The organism is uncultured Olegusella sp. (assembly GCF_947253395.1).
Taxonomy (GTDB): domain Bacteria; phylum Actinomycetota; class Coriobacteriia; order Coriobacteriales; family Atopobiaceae; genus Olegusella.
Genome location: NZ_CAMXYY010000008.1, coordinates 14,025 through 30,419, shown reverse-complemented (window position 1 = coordinate 30,419; position 16,395 = coordinate 14,025). Strand labels below are relative to the sequence as shown.

Genomic DNA, 16,395 nt, shown 5'->3' with positions numbered 1-16,395 from the left:
CAATCAGCAAAGATGGTTCGTTCTTCGAGTTTTCACAAATTCTGACCTGCGGTTTTATGGATGGACATACCGAAGTTTGAACCATCTACGGTTGGAGGAGTCGAAGCTTGAACCATCTGTTATATATTCGCTTAACACGCGTATTTACCTGCGGATGTTTGGTAATTCCCGATAGTAATGGCTTAATAAAATAAGGCTCCTACCAGCGGAAACACTGATAGGAGCCTGAAACGTCATGGTGGAGGCGCGGAGAATCGAACTCCGGTCCAAAGCAACTCCCTGACAGGTGTCTCCAGGTTCAGTCAGCGATTTAATCTTGGATGCTGTACACACGCTGACCAGCGCGCAGTATCCCAGTCGGTTCAGTCTTTGCTTGCGGCATACCGACTACGTTCGCAAGCGCATCTCCCTAGATGACGTCACACCGGGGGCGGGAGTGTTCCCCGGATAGACGCGCCAGGCTTAATTAAGCGGCGAGAGCCATGGAAGGCTCAAAAGAAAGAACGTTGTCGTCAATTCAATTTTGACTGTACCCCTGTTTTACGTGGCGAGGAGACCACGACCTGCTGCCCATCTCAGAATTACCCTGTCGAAACCAGTCGCCCCCAAAAAAATAAGCCGCTGGCATGCAGTTACATACCAGCGCTGGCACGCCGTAGCGCACCAGTCAAAAAGGGGCACAGGGCCACCATGCGAATTTCAAAGTACCAAAGTCTTTAGGGGACAACATCATACAGCAAATAACTTATTTAGAGACTCGTAATTGGTGGTGCATCGATCATGAAGCAAAATGATACCTTTGTCGAATAAGAAGTGAAAAAAGTTGCAAGAGGCTAATTCTCTGCGTATGCTTAAGTACAGCCTGTATTGATGGAGAGAGGAGTAGCCATGCGTCCCCACGAGTCTTTAGGATCAAAAGTTTTATTTGCAATTGCTTCGTATTAATCTGTACGTTGATGGTTCGAAAGCGCAGCTAGGCCCATAGAAAAATAAAAGCAAGACGTGGACATGTGGCGACAAACTATACTGCATACTCAAAAGGTGGAGACCTTTGCTCTCCTATGAGGGCGGAGCTTCTCAGAGAAGGTTAGAGCATGTCGAAGGAAGTAAGAGAATTACAACGCAAAAAGAAAAACCTGATAACCACTTTAATTGTCGGGATCCTAGCGGTGGTTACTCTAGGCTTTATTGTGGCGGAATACCATCATTCGGCTGAGCTTACACGTCAGGCAAATATGCTTGAGGAACAAGAGCAAAAAGACATCGCTGCTTCGAAAAAGACATATCAGCCTGAGGAAACATTTAGTCTTACCGGAAAAGCAGACTCCAATAGTAATACGGATTTATTTGCGCAAAGTCTTACGTGGGTAGGCACTCTGCAAATGAAAGTCTCAGCACCGCAAGTCTTTGATACCGCACAAGAGGCGGGTTTTGCTCCAGAAGATGAGCTATATATCCCATCAGATCTGAAGAAATCTGATAAAAAACTCTTAGTGGTAGAAATTAGCATCACCAATGTAGATGCAAAGTGCAAGCAGTACGTTATCGATAGTATAGGGTGTCCTGCTATACTGATTGATTATGTTTTGAATAATTCGGGAAATACATCTGGTTCAAAAAGTGAGCTGGCATATTTTTCAGGCCCCGCTCTTTCACAGTCAAAAGATCCAAAAAAATCAAAAAACTATATATGGGCAGAGCCGGGAGAAACCATAAAGGTGCGTTGCGGATACTTCATTGATGGCGATGCTACTCAACAAACGCATATGCTCGATCTGTCTCCCGATGGAGACCTGGCCCATACGGTACAAGTTGAATTAAGCAGTTCAGCGAATACAAAATGAGTGACTGTTTATGAGAAATATTTTTATCATTGAGCTTAAAAAAGCTCTAGGGAAAAATCCGTGGTTTTGGGGATCGTTGGCTGCGGGCGTACTCTTAGCATCGCTGTCTGCCTTGCAGAGTTACGTTATTTTTTCAAATACCCTCAGCGAAGCGCTTGAGCTCTGGAACATAGAAGATGTTGGCTACTCATCTGTGGGCTGTTATGCATTGTGGCTTCCCATCAGGACAAGCGAAATTGCCGCGGGAGTTTTCTTTCTGGTATGGCCTTTGATAGTTGCTCTTCCCTATGCATGGGCTTGGAATGAGGAGCGCATCTGTGGCCTTGAGGCTCAGGCGGCCGTGCGCGCGGGTCGAAAATACACTTTAGCGGCAAAACTGCTGGCAACATGGGTTACGGGGAGTCTCTGTATCACAGTTCCCTATCTTATTAACCTCGTGACTTGTGCATGTTTTGCACCTGCAATGCCTCTGCTTGCGAGTGACTTAATTTATCACGCAGTAGGGCCAGATGCGCTCTTTTCCTCACTTTTGTTTATGCATCCTCTAGCCTTTTGCATTTTGTGGACCTGTCTTGCCGGTTGTATTGCAGGCTTATGGGCCGTAGCTGTTTCTGCTGTTGCAGTTGCGATGGAAAGTTTCTCCAAAGCTTATGTCGGCTCGTATCTTTTTCTGATTGTACTTTCATTTGTGGGAGGAAAACTGCGACTTAGTGTAGGCGAAGCTATCGGGAAGAATGTTGTGCGCTCAGCGCTGCTTGGCATGGACGTCATGCATGCGTTGGCAGTTAGGAGTCTGCCGCATGTGGCGGCCGCTTTCATACTCTTGTTTATTGCGTTATTGTTTTTTATAGGACTTTCTCTATGGGTGTTCATAAGAAGAGACTATTTATAGAGGATATCGCGATGGCGATGCGGGTTGCTCGACTGATTTTGCATATTTGTCGTATGCGGATGGTCGTCATATGCATCGGTATAGCGGGCCTTTGTGCCATCATTTCGTTATCTCTCGCTCACGATGCGCAAGAAGTGGCAGTAGCTATGCAGGCGGGTGACATTTTGCTTCATATAGCTGCTGGAGATTATCGCGGTTTTAATCCTACATGGTTTCTTTTTATGATGTTGATGACAAGCCCCGCAATCTTTGTGGGACAAATTATAGGCAAGCCGCTTGAGGCGAAATTATTGATTGCTGGGAAAAGACGCCAGACGGTGTGGTCTGGATATTGTCTCGCTGTCGTGATGCTCGTAGTCATTTCCTTAGGCGTGTTAGTGCTCTGTGCCTACGCTTTTTCAATAGGTACGGGTGGAAAACCATCCTTATCGGCGGTTGCGCCAGGAGTCTCTTTGTGGCATTCAAATCATGCAGGAGATTCGATTGAAGCCGCACAAGTCTGCACATTTCTATGCGTTCTTCTCATTGGCTGTATTGCACTGGGTTTCTTACAGCTTTTTATGAGTAGCATTTCTAACTCTTTTATCGTATTTCTCTTTCAAGCAATTCTTTTTGCGGTAGCGATGTTGGGACAGGCAACGTCTCCCATCTCGTACCTTATGACAAGTAGGTGTGCACTTTTTGATGCGGGGGGTTTAGATGTTTACCAAGGCGCCTCCATGGTCGGCGCTTTAGCTTTATTTTTCTGGGTGGCAGGGAGTATTTTTTACAGAAGAAACGGCATCAAAAATAGAGCGAGAAATTGCAGGGAAGTCTTTGTGCGGACTGCTGGTGCCAAGAAGAACGATAGATGTGTTTCCTTTGGCCTATTACTGAAGTCTTTATTAGGAGCTGGCCGTTTTCAGCTGTTTCTTATATGCCTTTTTGGGATAGGCATATCTCTCGCACAAGTTGCTGACCTTATGAGCCTGGTAGCAGACGAACCACAATGTGGACCAGTTTCTTTTGGAGACTTACTCTTTTGGTCGGTGTGGGGCTCGTCAACACCCGAACCGTTACTTGGTGCGATAACTACGGCAAGGATGCCAGTAATTCCCTTTGCGTGGATAATAAGAGTGCTTCTACCCCTTGCGTTAGTTTTTATTGCATCTCTTGATGTGCGGAAAAATCACCTTGTTGTTGCGTGTGGAAGTAGACGAGCATATTGGTTTGCTCGCTGCGCTTATATCTTCATTCAAATAGGCGCATATTGGCTCATGACAGCGTTGGCAGTTTTCTGCTGCGGCGCGACTCTTCATGCTGATTCATCGATTATGAGTTCGCATGCACTGGCAGATCTGATTTCTGTTGATGGAAATGCTGCGAGCCTCCCGCTCATAAACAGTCTTATTTTGTACATTCAAGTGGTCTGTATATCGAGTGCGCTGGCTCTTATTCAGGAGTGCCTCACACTCTTTTTTGATGCGAAGACAGTCTTTCTAGGACTCACAAGTCTTCTATGCATCTCGATTTTTGTATCTATGCCTCTTTTGCCGGGAGAGCACATGATGATAGCGCGAGAATTTGTACGCGTTACGCAGCACTTGTCCTTGAGCTCGTTTTTTGTTGTTTGCCTCGTGAGTGCCGTTTGCGCTACATGTTCAATTGTTTGGGGAGCCAAAAAAATTCGTACTCTGGATATTATTTAGGAGTAATCATGAGCTATGTCGAAGTATGCAAGGTGAGTAAACGCATTGGCCCTGAGGAAGTTCTCTCAAACGTTAACTTCGAGGTTGATCTAGGGAGCATCGTGGGTCTTGAGGGAGAAAATGGCTCTGGCAAAACGATGGCGATGCGTACCGTATGTGGCCTTGTAAGGCCTGATACAGGGACTGTCAGTGTGGACGGCAAACAGTTATGGAGACAGATTGACTTTCCGCAAAGTCTAGGATTTTTGATAGAGGAACCGGCTCTTCTTAATTCCTATTCTGGCTTAAAAAATCTTGAGCTGCTTGCTTCTATTCGAAATACCGTTACTAAAGAAGAACTTAAACAGGCCATGAATCGCGTGGGACTTTTACCAGATAATAAGAAACCCTGCAAAACGTATTCTTTAGGAATGAAACAGCGTCTTGGTATTGCGTTAGCGATAATGGAACATCCAGAGCTGCTTGTATTAGATGAGCCAACCAATGCTCTTGATGAAGAGGGTAGGGCAATGCTTGTCAATGTTTTACAAGAAGAGAAGAAGCGTGGCGCGGCTATTCTTATTTCAAGTCACGATCAAAATTTTTTAAGCTCGATATGTGATATGAGCTACCACATGAGTTTTGGAAAAATATGCAAAGCACAAACTAATAACGTAAAAGGGGAGACGCGATGATGTCTCTCTTTCATTTCCGTATCGCGAAACGTTTGATTATATCTATCGTTATATGCGGCCTCCTCATAGGTATACGTATCTGGTGGGTCAATCACCATCTCCCTCAAATCCCCGTTGAATCTTACAAAGAAAAGACCTGGGTGCCTCTTGAAGGGGCTTTTGAAGAGGTGGCTAATGAAAACGGTGAAGGCACAAAGCATTACTCGCTTATGGTGGAAAGTGCTGTGGTGCGGACATATGACGATTATCTAGAAGCGCACGGAGTTACTCCCGCACATCCGGGCGCTCATGGAACCACTCCTTGCGTTGTAGATGTAGCGATACGCGTACGCAATGAAGGCCCCGGACAAGGTGGCTTATCAATTTTTAGTATGGTCTTGGTTTCAGAACGACAAAACCAGTACTTTGTACCAGATGTTTTTGAAACAGACTCACTATGGCCACAAGTGCAAAAGGGGGCTAATTCAACTATTAGTATCAAGCCTGGAACTGAGCTTGTCATGCACATCCCCTATGTCACTAATGCTGTTGGCAGTGACGTGTATGCTACGCCGATGAAGGATCGCCAGTTTTATCTTCTGGCCTCTCGTATGCCTACAAGAAAACTCATTAACGTTTCAGCAACGGTAGACTAATCTAGACACTGTTTAGCAGATAGACAGGAGCCAAGATGAGCATACAAAATCGCATCGCTTTGGTGCTTGAAGGCGGTGGCTACCGAGGCATCTTTACGGCAGGCGTACTCGATGTGTTGATGGAGCGAGGGCTGGGCGATGAGTATGCCAGTGTTTGGGGTACCTCTGCTGGTGCGATGAATGCTGTTAACGTAAAGAGTCGCCAGATTGGGCGCACTATGCGCATCATGCTTGCCTTTCGGGATGATCGTCGCTTTATGTCCTTTATGTCTTTGGCCAAGACAGGCGATTTAGCCAGCGGTGAGTTTATCTACGACGAAGTCCAAAACAAGCTCGACCCCTGCGATTATGATGAATTTTTTGATAATCCTCTGGAGCTTTATGCAGTAGCAACTGATGTCGTGTTTGGTACGGCTGCCTACCTACCTGTGCGTAGCAAAGAAGATTTTTTGGCGGTGCGTGCTTCTGCATCATTGCCCGTAGTTTCTCGTATGGTTGAGTTTGGCGGGCATCGCTATCTTGATGGCGGCACCAGCGATTCGGTTGCCTTTGAAGCGGCTCTTGGACTTGAAAGTGCAGCTGGCTCACTTCCCGAAGGGTATGTACCAGCAGACCGAGCACTTGTCGTGCTTACCCGCGACCGCACGTATCAAAAAGCCGCCTCATCTCAACGCCTTGCTCTTCGTTCACATCTTTATGACAATTATCCCTACTATCTTGAGGCACTTCGTACACGTTATATCCGCTATAACGAGCAGCGCAAGCGTTTGTGGCAACTTGAGGAAGAGGGACAAATCCTTGTTATCGCTCCCGATAAGCCTGTAGAAGTTTCTGTCAATGAACATGATGGAGCGCCCTTGCTCGACCTCTATCTTCAGGGTCGCCGTCAGACGCAGGCGCGTCTTGCTGAGATTGACAAGTTTCTGCATCCTGCCGAAAAATAAAAAATTTATAAAAATGAATAAGCGAAAAGCCGGTTCAATCAACCTAGTATTTTGCTAGGTAATAAAAAAGCGGTATTCAATAATAGTACCAGTTGATGAGGCAGTATCCCGTTTAAGGTAGATTATGACCGTCTGCCGAAATTCAATGGCCGCGTCATCAAAGTTGTTTGCATTATTAAACAAATGCGTGCGCAAAAAGCGCTCGTTCAGTCATCGACGATAGTTGTCGGGTAAGCTCATTCGAAAGGGGTATGCATGTCAGCCATCTCTCGTAGGCAGTTTATTGGTACGTCCGGTGCGGTAGCAGCTATGCTCGGTCTCGCAGCATGCGGTGGTCAGCCTGCTCCTTCCAGCTCTGGTAGTGGAGCTGGACCTGCTGGAAAAGGCGGCGGCACCATCACGGCTGGCTCTGGCTACGCAGGCAACAACTTCCACCCTGGTACGACTTCCTCTGCATTTTGCATGGGTGTCAACATCAACGTGATGGAAGGTCTATACGGTTTCGACTTCCATGACTTCTCGGTCTACAACCAGCTTGCAGCTGATGACCCCGTCAAGGTTGACGATACAACGTATGAAATTACTCTGCGCGACGGTGCAAAGTTCTCTGATGGTACCGATGTCAAGGCAGAAGATGTTGTCTCCTCCTTTAAGCGTGCAAGCGCTGAGGGCAATATCTATCAGTCTTTCCTAACTCCTTTCTCTGCACTGGAGGCAAAAGACGACAAGACCGTTACCGTGAAACTTGCGTATCCGTTTGGTCTTATCAAGCAGCGCCTCGCTGTCTTTGGCGTTATCCCCACATCCATGAGCGATGATGACGCTACTGCCAAGCCGATTTGCACGGGTCCTTGGAAGTTTGACGAAATCAGTGCTGATGGCCTTACCGTTACCTTGGTTCCCAACGAGCATTACAACGGTAAGTTCCCCGCAAAGGATGAGAAGCTCACCTACACGTCTATGGTTGACGATACCGCTCGTGTAACTGCGGCCATGGATGGCACGACGATGGTTATGGAGAACGTCCCTGCTGACTCCATCGATCAGCTTACGGGTGCGGGTCTCAAGGTTGACTCTATCCAGGGCTTCTCTCTGCCCTTCTTGGCATTTGACTGCGCTAAGGATCCTTGGAAGAACAATGTTGCTCGCCAGGCTATCTTCTATGCCCTTAATATTCCCAAGATGATTGACAACGTTTTGCTCTCTCAGGCAACTGCGGCTAGCTGCTACATCCCCGAGACGTTTGCCAACTACAACAAGGCAGCAAATGTCTATACCTATGACCCCGAGAAAGCAAAGAAGCTTTTGGCTGATGCGGGTGTCACCCCTGGCGCTCTTACTCTAAATACCACCGACCACGGTTGGATTGTCGCTATGGCAGCGCAGGTCAAGGAAGACCTGGATGCTCTTGGCTTTAAGACCACCATCAATACCCAGCAGTCTTCGGCCGTCTATGCTGACCTCGTAAGCACAGAGGGCTGGGGCGACTTACTTTTGGCTCCTGGCGACCCCTCTTGCTTTGGTAATGACCCTGACCTGCTTATGTGCTGGTTCTATGCCGATGGCGCCTTTACCAAGACCCGCACGTTCTGGCAGGCGGGCAACCCTGATCAGTTCAAGGAAGTCAACGACCTCATGGACAAGGCACGTCAGGAAGTTGACCCAGACGCCCAGCAGAAGATTTGGAACGAGTGCTTCGATAAGATTTCCGAGTACGTACCTCTGTATCCCCTCCTGCACCGCAAGGTTTCCACCGCCTATAATGCCGAAAAGATTGCCGACTTTGCTGGCATCCCCATTCCTGGTATGGACTTCCTCGGTGCAGCTACCACCGGAGCATAAGCTTCCGGCGTCTATGCGCTGACAGAGAAAGGGTGCCAGCCTCTGTGGCTGGTACCCTTTTTCGCAAGAACCTTGGAGGTTTTTGTATTCTCCCGCGGGTGAGACGGGAGCGGACGCGAACAGAAAGGGGCCTCATGAACAATCTCCTGCGTCTCATTGGTAGACGTCTTATTGCATTTCCCATAATGATTATTGGTGTGTCGTTCCTTGTGTTTTTTCTGATGTCATTCTCGCCGGTAGATGAGGCATATGCGGCTCTTGGAGAGAGTGCCACCATAGAACAGGTGCAGGCATACCACAAGCAGTATGGACTTGATGATCCTTTGCCAGTGCGTTATGGCCGCTACATGAACAATTTTTTCCATGGCGATTTGGGTACATATGGTGTCAATAGGGCATCGGTTGCCGATCGTATTGCCTTGGCTTTGCCCGTCACTTTGCAGCTCACGTTTATTGGTTTGTTTATTGGTGCAGTTGTCTCCTTCATCCTAGGCGTGATTGCAGCGCTCTACAGAGATAAGTGGCCCGATCAACTGTTGCGCGTTTTTTCGATTGCAGCATTGGCTACACCCTCGTTTTGGTTGGGTGTCATGCTTATTTTGATATTCCTAGGCAAACTGCCTGTTTCTGGTCCCTTGCCACCTTTTGGTACGGCGGGCTACTGGGGACGCATGTTGCTTCCTGCTATTGCACTAGCGACTCCGCTTACTGGTCAGATGATTCGTATCGTGCGTACATCTATGGTTGAGGAACTTGATCGCGATTACGTGCGTACTGCTCGTGCGGCAGGCATTCCCTATGCCACCATTGTTAGCCGCAATGTTTTGCGCAATGCTTTGATTACGCCAGTTACAACCCTGGGTATGAAGATTGGTTATCTCATGGGTGGCGCTGTTGTTATTGAGGTTGTATTCAACCTGCCAGGAATGGGCATGACACTACTCGCAGGTGTTCAGGGCAACATTCCTACGCTGGTACAAGGCGTCACTACCGTGGTCGCCATCGCCTTTATTGTTATCAACATTGTGGTTGATATGCTCTATCTGCTAATCAACCCGCGCATTAGGTCGGTGTAGCCATGAGTAGAAAAGAACAGACAGAAAAGTTGGAGGCGCTGGCTGGTCGCAAGCCGCGACTTGGTGGCTGGAAACGCCTTACTACTCCTTCGAAAGTCGCTTTGATTCTCCTTGCAGTGGTTGCAGTCATTTCTATCCTCGCGAGCGTGCTTGCACCACACAGTCCGACGGAGATCTTCTCAGCACGAACTGCTCCTAATGGTCAGTTCTTTTTTGGTACTGATGATAAGGGACGCGATGTACTATCCCGCCTTATGTATGGTGGCCGCTACTCGCTTGTTATTGGCTTTGGCTCGGTAGTCGTTGCTCTTGTACTGGGCTCAATCCTTGGCGCCCTTGCTGCAGTTACCCGCAAATGGATCTCTGAAGTTATCATGCGTATCTTGGACATTATTATGTCCATTCCTGGCATCGCCCTTGCCGCTGTTTTGGTCTCAGTCTTGGGCAATAGCGTGCCAGCAATTATTGCGTCCATTGGCCTGATGTATACGCCACAGATTGCGCGTATTGTGCGTGCAAATATCATCTCTGAATATGGCGAAGACTATGTACGCGCAGTTGTGGTGTCAGGCGCTCGCGCACCTTGGATTTTGTGGAAGCATGTCCTGCGCAATTGCATCGCTCCCATCATGGTATTTACGGTGACATTGGTTGCAGACGCTATTGTTTTTGAGGCATCTCTTACCTTTATTGGTGCGGGCATTGTTGAGCCGACTCCTACTTGGGGCAATATTTTGTCTAATGCTCGTGGAGGCGTTTTGGCAGGTCGTTGGTGGCAGGCACTCTATCCCGGCCTAGCAATTATGTTGACCTCCCTTGCGCTTAATATTCTGGCTGAGGGTATCACTGACGCAATCGTTGCAGCTCCTACGGCTAATGTTGAGGCAAATAACGATTCCACGCGTGAAGAAGATCGTATTCTTGCCGATCCCGTCTCTGCTTACAAGGCTCAGGCTCCTGCCCTTGCTGCCTCACTTACTGCACTGCGTGATGTAGAACTTCAGCGTACCGACCGTCATAAGCCTGACTACGACGTGAAGCCTCTACTTGAGGTCAAAGACCTTTGTATTCGCTTCCCACGTCATGGTGATGTCGATGTAGTTGACCATGTCAGTTATTCCGTTCGTCCTGGTCAGACCATGGGCTTGGTGGGTGAGTCTGGTTGTGGTAAATCCATTACGGCTCTTACGGTGATGGGTTTGCTTGATCCACGCGCAACGGTCTCAGGTGAGGTTCTTTATGATGGCCGTAACCTGTTGGATCTTAATGACAAGGAACGTGAAGCCCTGCGTGGCAACGAAATCGCCATGGTGCCACAAGATGCCTTATCTTCGCTCAACCCGTCAATGCTCATTCGAGCTCAGATGAAGCAGCTCACCGATCGTGGTGGCACGCGCTCGGCTGAAGAGCTTCTTGAGCTTGTTGGTCTTGATCCCAAACGTACACTTGAAAGTTATCCGCATGAGTTGTCTGGCGGTCAGTGCCAGCGCGTGCTTATCGCTATGGCTCTGACGCGTGATCCACGTTTGGTAATTTGCGATGAGCCTACAACAGCGCTCGATGTTACCGTGCAAAAGCAGGTCATCAAGCTTTTGAATGAGCTACGCGAGAAGCTTGGCTTTGCCATGCTCTTTGTCAGCCACGACTTGGCCTTGGTGGCTGAGGTTGCTAACGACATCACGGTTATGTATGCCGGTCAGGTTGTCGAGCAGGCCCCCACGAGCGAACTGCTTGCAAATCCGATTCACGAATACACCCGTGGTCTGCTTGGCTCGGTGCTTTCTATCGAGGCTGCAAGTGGCAGGTTGCATCAGGTGCCAGGAACGGTGCCTTCGCCCAAGGACTTCCCCACAGGCGATCGCTTTGCTCCGCGTTCAAGCCATCCTGAGGTGGGCTTGGACATTCGACCTATCCTCAAGACTGAGGTGGGTCAGCCCAACCACGTGTACAACGAAATTCCCGACGAGGATATGATTGCTGCTGGTCTTGTACCACATGCACAGCAAGTCAAGGGAGGTGTTAAGTAATGAGCGAAACCATTCAGAACACTGCGCCCGATGGCACGGTAGATGGTGTTACCCCTATCATCTTTCTTGATGACATCAAGGTGACGTTCCGTACACGTACAGGACCCATCTTGCATCCTAATTTGGTGCAAGCAGTTAAAGGTGTCACGCTGCGCTTAATGCCAGGACGGACAATTGGCATTGTTGGTGAGTCTGGCTGTGGTAAGTCCACGACCGCCAACGTTATGTGTGGTCTACAGACGCCTACGGAGGGTAAGGTTTGGTTTAAGGGCGTAGACGTGACAAAACGCTCTGCTGAGGATCGTATGAAGATCGGTCGCGTCATTTCGGTTGTCTTTCAAAATCCAGCTACTGCGCTCAATGCTCGTATGACTGTGCATGACCAGCTCATGGATCCCTTGCTGGTGCATCATATTGGCAGTGCTTCCGAGCAAGAAAAGCGCGTGCGTGAATTGTTGGATATGGTCGGTTTGCCCTCAAGTAGCCTTCAGGCCTTGCCAGGTCAGCTCTCAGGTGGTCAACGTCAGCGCGTAGCTATTGCTCGTGCACTTTCGCTGGGGCCAGATGCAATCATTGCCGATGAGCCTACTTCTGCACTGGACGTATCGGTACGCGCACAGATTTTGAACCTCTTAACTGACCTTAAGCGTGATTTGGGTCTCGCAATGGTCTTTATCTCTCACGATATTTCTTCGGTGCACTATGTATCTGATGATATTGCCGTGATGAACAGGGGCAAGATTGTCGAATTTGGACCTTCAGACGAGGTGTTCCTAAATCCGTCAGATGGTTACACAAGGACCCTTCTTGCCGCTGCGCCTTCGTTGCTCCATCCCAAACTAGGAAGATAAATAGCTTGATTGTCTATGACGCGGTGTCTCATATGAGATGCCGCGTCTGCGCCCATCTGTCTCGTATATCTGGAGGTGGCTTGTGCCTGTAACTGCGTCTCAGCTCGCAGAACTCAAAAAAGCACAGGGTGCTATGGTACCGCCGCTTGACTTTGATGAGTTTTGGGCCGAGAGAATGGCTGAGGCCGATGCTATACCGTTGCGCTATGACATCTCGCCTGCAGACGAACTGCCCCAGTATGAGCACTGCCAGTTCTTTGATGTATGGTTTTATGGGATGGACGGAGCGCGGCTCTATGCAAAGTATGTCTTGCCAGTGACAGATGCGCCGGTGCCTTTGGTATTGCAATTTCATGGCTATCCAGGAGCTACGCGCAGCTGGTTTGAGCAGGCTTCTTTTGCAGGCTTGGGATATGCGGTGCTTGCCATGGATAACCCTGGGCAGGGCGGCAAAAGCGAAGATATTGGTGGATATAAAGGCACAACAGTTTCAGGGCATCTCATTGCAGGTCTTGATGGAGATATGAAAGATAGCTACTACGTGCGTCTTTATCAACATGTACGCATACTTTGTCGGATTGTGCGTCAGCTGTCGTGCATTGATCTTGCTCATGTCTTTGTGAATGGTGCATCCCAAGGTGGCGGGATGGGCATTGCTTGCTGTGCGCTTAATTCGGATTTGATTGTACGTGCCTCAATTTTATATCCCTTCTTGTCGGATTTTCGTCGCGTATTTGAGCTTGGCCAAGATGAACTTGCTTATGAGGGGCTGCGTTATTACGCGCGGTGGTTTGATCCAGATGGCACACGGCAAGACGAGATCTTTGGCAAACTTGCCTATATTGATACGCTGAGTTTTGCTCATTTAGTACGCTCGGAAGTGCTGTTTGGGTCTGGTCTTGCCGATACGGTGTGTCCTCTGCCTACGCAGTATGCCGTCTACAATGCACTCAACTGTCCCAAAGCTCACGTGACATTTCCATCGTTTGGGCATGAGGAAATCCAAGCGTACGATGATTTGATTAATGATTTCTATCAGTTGGGTCTTGTCGGCATAAGGGGAGGTGCAAACGCATAATGAGCACTCCTCGCGATTTTGAAGAGTACTGGCGTGCACGGGCAAGTCGAGTTTTGCTTGATCAAGACGTGCGGCGCCAACCCGCAGACGTTATAACAAGCAGTTCAAAGCTTAGATGTGAGTATCTGAGCTATCTTGCAAGCGATGGGGTAGAGCTGCATGCGCGCTATCTCCAGCCAAAACAGCTTTCGCAGGGACCTTGTGTGGTGGTTTTTCACGATGTGGGCCGACCACAGCGAGGTTGGTTTTATCTCTCTCGTTTTGTGTCACTAGGGTATTCGGTATTTGCGCCAGAGATGCGCTTATGGTCAGGCGATGTTACGCGCGGCTGGCAAAATGGCCCTGATGCTTTGGAGTTGGCCCAGATTATCGAAGATGCACTCACTGCTGTAGGCATAGCGGCAACTCAGACATTTTGCGCTCGCGCAGGACTCATGCTTTGGGGCGAAGGTTTGGGCGGAGCGCTTGCTTTAGACTCTGCTGCTTTAAGCTCGATACTTGTGAGTCCAGCCGCGCTGCTTACCTGCGCAGCGCTCAACCCTTCTGCGGCAAATTGGCGCCAGCTGTGGGAAAGCGATGCTGATGGGGACTTGACGGTAGGGTTACGTCGCTATTTTCGCGAAGTTGACCCAAGAGGTATAACTGCAGAAGCAGTGTTTAACACCCTGAGTTATGTAGATACGCGTTCATTTGCATCATTTGTAACAACGCAGACATTGGTGGGGCGCTGTTTGATGGATACAGAGGCATTGCCATCTGCTACCAAGGAGGTGGTGTCTGCTCTTGCGGGGAATGTGACCTGTGTGGATTATCCAAAATATGCCCATGAGCGTGTCAATGACTTTGAAAATAAACTTTTAGCTTTTATGCACCTGTAGACTTATTTGTTGAGAAAAAGTACTTCTGACATGTGAAAGGAAAGACAATGTCGGATTTCAAAATTCGTGGCGTTATACCTCCTGTAGTTGTTCCCGATACCGATGATCGCCAGCTTGATGTTGAGTCTTTTGAGCGCAGCATCAATCGCATGATTGATGCTGGTGTCGACGGCTTGTTCTTCTTGGGTTCATCGGGCGAGGCAGCTCTTGCCACAGACGAGCGTCGCGACGAAATTGCGCGTGAAGCTATGCGCATTGTCAACCATCGCGTTCCCGTTTTGCTTGGCATTATTGATACCGAGACCGAGCGCGTAATCGACCAAGGCAAGCGCGCACAAAAGCTGGGCGTAGATGCTCTGGTGGCGACGGCACCGTTTTATGCCTTGGGTGGGCAAGCTGAAAATGAGGCACATTTCCGTATCTTGCATGAAGCGCTTGATTTGCCGATTTTTGCTTATGACATCCCCGTGTGCGTACACACCAAGCTCGATTGGAAGATGCTCGTTCGTTTGGGTGAGGATGGCGTGCTTGCTGGCGTCAAGGACTCCTCTGGCGATGACATTTCCTTCCGCTATCTCTGCCAAGAAAATGAGAAAGTGGGACATCCCCTGTCGCTGCTGACTGGTCACGAAATCGTAGTTGATGGCGCTTATCTTTCCGGTGCTGATGGCTCGGTGCCCGGTCTTGCCAACGTAGAGCCTTCAGGCTACGTCCGCATGTGGAAGGCAGCTGAGGCAGGAGATTGGGCAACAGCTAAGGCAGAGCAGGACAGACTAAACGAAATTAGCCACATTTTTGATGTCACTTCAGGTGTGCAGGGCTTTGCGGCAGGCGTTGGCGCCTTTAAGACTGCGCTGCAGCTCATGGGTATTTTTGCGACCAATCAAATGCTTCGCCCCGTCAAGCGGCTTGAGGGTGCCAATGTAGAGGCTATTCGTACGGTACTGGTGAATAACGGTCTGCTCTAAGGAGGTTGACAGATGGCAAAAGAAACTGCAGTTATAGGCGTTGATATTGGCGGCACCAAGATTGCGTGCGGCATTGTATTGCTAAGTGAGGATTCAGTTTGCGTTGAGGCAGTCGAAAAAGTTCCCACTGAGGCCAAACGCGGTGGCAAACACGTTTTGGCTACTGTTATTGAGCAAGTCAAAGCTGCTCAAACGCGGGCTCGTGAGCTGGGTGTCACATCTGTTGGCGTGGGTATTTCCAGTGCTGGCGTGGTTAATCCTCGCAACGGCGACATTACCTTTGCAAATGATCTTATGCCTGGGTGGGGTGGTACGCATCTGGGAGCAGAAGTGAGTGCTCGCTCAGGTCTGCCTTGCCGCGTTTTGAACGATGTGCATGCCCATGCTTTAGGCGAGGCACGTCGCGGTAGTGGGCGTGGAATGTCGAGTTGTCTGGTGGTGGCTGTTGGTACTGGTATTGGTGGCGCGTATATAGAGCGTGGCACCATCATGCTTGGCGCTCACGATGAAGCAGGGCATATCGGACATGTTGCCTGTATTGCTGCAGCGGGCGTTCCTTGTTCTTGTGGAGCAACGGGTCATCTTGAGCCTATTGCTGCAGGTCCGGGCATTATCGAGGAATTCCTTCGCCTTGGTGGCAGTGATACTCAGGCAGATGGCAGTCCCATGGATGGTGCTGAAATTGACCGGTTGGCTGCGGCAGGAGACAGTGCTGCCAAAGGAGCAGAAGAGCGCGCTGGCAGAGCTTTAGGTGAAGTGCTTGGCAGCATGTGCAATATGCTTGATCCCGCCTGCGTCATACTGTCTGGGTCGGTAGCACAATGCGGCCCCGACTGGTCTGATGCCATGCATCAGGCGTTTATGGGACAAGCAATGCCTCCTGTCCAAAAGACAGCGATTGTCAGTGGCGAGCTTGGGGGAGAGGCTCCTATTATCGGTGCAGCAGAAAACTTCTTGCACTCAGGCTATGCAGAGATTAGTGAGTAGGGGGAAGCTTC

General features: G+C 49.2%; 14 protein-coding genes and 1 other RNA gene. 14 read left to right on the top strand and 1 reads right to left on the bottom strand.

Features of this window, described 5'->3' with window-relative positions:
* Positions 1-236 precede the first annotated feature (236 nt).
* Positions 237-607: a transfer-messenger RNA gene (ssrA, locus tag Q0X25_RS01775) on the bottom strand.
* Between the two features lie 487 nt (positions 608-1,094).
* Here ssrA and Q0X25_RS01770 point away from each other — a divergent pair.
* The 14 genes from Q0X25_RS01770 to Q0X25_RS01705 all read left to right on the top strand — a co-directional run bounded on the left by Q0X25_RS01770 (position 1,095) and on the right by Q0X25_RS01705 (position 16,384).
* Positions 1,095-1,844 carry a hypothetical protein gene (locus Q0X25_RS01770; protein WP_298578671.1) on the top strand — a complete coding sequence of 250 codons (750 nt, stop codon included), beginning with the start codon at positions 1,095-1,097 and terminating at the stop codon, positions 1,842-1,844.
* A 10-nt stretch (positions 1,845-1,854) separates the two neighbouring features.
* Entirely contained in the window at positions 1,855-2,736 is an 882-nt protein-coding gene (locus tag Q0X25_RS01765; protein WP_298578669.1) for a hypothetical protein, read from the top strand.
* Positions 2,737-2,747: 11 nt separating this feature from the next.
* Entirely contained in the window at positions 2,748-4,424 is a 1,677-nt protein-coding gene (locus tag Q0X25_RS01760) for a hypothetical protein (RefSeq protein ID WP_298578667.1), read from the top strand.
* Positions 4,373-5,098, top strand: coding sequence for an ABC transporter ATP-binding protein (locus tag Q0X25_RS01755; RefSeq protein ID WP_367270372.1), 726 nt, complete (start codon positions 4,373-4,375; stop codon positions 5,096-5,098). The genes Q0X25_RS01760 and Q0X25_RS01755 overlap by 52 nt, the downstream gene beginning before the upstream one ends.
* Complete coding sequence (locus tag Q0X25_RS01750) at positions 5,095-5,733, top strand: DUF5028 domain-containing protein (RefSeq protein WP_298578665.1); 639 nt, start codon at positions 5,095-5,097, stop codon at positions 5,731-5,733. The genes Q0X25_RS01755 and Q0X25_RS01750 overlap by 4 nt, the downstream gene beginning before the upstream one ends.
* A gap of 35 nt (positions 5,734-5,768) precedes the next feature.
* Positions 5,769-6,677: a patatin family protein gene (locus Q0X25_RS01745; protein ID WP_298578663.1), complete on the top strand. Its 909-nt coding sequence runs from the start codon at positions 5,769-5,771 to the stop codon at positions 6,675-6,677.
* 255 nt (positions 6,678-6,932) lie between these two features.
* Positions 6,933-8,519 (top strand): ABC transporter substrate-binding protein, encoded by a 1,587-nt coding sequence (locus Q0X25_RS01740; RefSeq protein WP_298578662.1) that lies wholly within the window; start codon positions 6,933-6,935, stop codon positions 8,517-8,519.
* Between the two features lie 134 nt (positions 8,520-8,653).
* On the top strand, positions 8,654-9,595 hold the full coding sequence (locus tag Q0X25_RS01735; RefSeq protein WP_298578661.1) for an ABC transporter permease: 942 nt from the start codon (positions 8,654-8,656) through the stop codon (positions 9,593-9,595).
* A gap of 2 nt (positions 9,596-9,597) precedes the next feature.
* Entirely contained in the window at positions 9,598-11,622 is a 2,025-nt protein-coding gene (locus Q0X25_RS01730) for a dipeptide/oligopeptide/nickel ABC transporter permease/ATP-binding protein (RefSeq protein ID WP_298578660.1), read from the top strand.
* Positions 11,622-12,473: an ABC transporter ATP-binding protein gene (locus Q0X25_RS01725; protein WP_298578659.1), complete on the top strand. Its 852-nt coding sequence runs from the start codon at positions 11,622-11,624 to the stop codon at positions 12,471-12,473. The genes Q0X25_RS01730 and Q0X25_RS01725 overlap by 1 nt, the downstream gene beginning before the upstream one ends.
* 82 nt (positions 12,474-12,555) lie before the next feature.
* Positions 12,556-13,551 carry an acetylxylan esterase gene (locus Q0X25_RS01720; protein ID WP_298578658.1) on the top strand — a complete coding sequence of 332 codons (996 nt, stop codon included), beginning with the start codon at positions 12,556-12,558 and terminating at the stop codon, positions 13,549-13,551.
* Entirely contained in the window at positions 13,551-14,429 is an 879-nt protein-coding gene (locus tag Q0X25_RS01715; RefSeq protein WP_298578656.1) for an acetylxylan esterase, read from the top strand. The genes Q0X25_RS01720 and Q0X25_RS01715 overlap by 1 nt, the downstream gene beginning before the upstream one ends.
* Positions 14,430-14,476: 47 nt before the next feature.
* Positions 14,477-15,397 carry a dihydrodipicolinate synthase family protein gene (locus Q0X25_RS01710; protein ID WP_298578655.1) on the top strand — a complete coding sequence of 307 codons (921 nt, stop codon included), beginning with the start codon at positions 14,477-14,479 and terminating at the stop codon, positions 15,395-15,397.
* A gap of 12 nt (positions 15,398-15,409) precedes the next feature.
* A complete protein-coding gene (locus Q0X25_RS01705) occupies positions 15,410-16,384 on the top strand; it encodes an ROK family protein (protein ID WP_298578654.1) in 975 nt (324 codons plus the stop codon).
* Positions 16,385-16,395 lie beyond the last annotated feature (11 nt).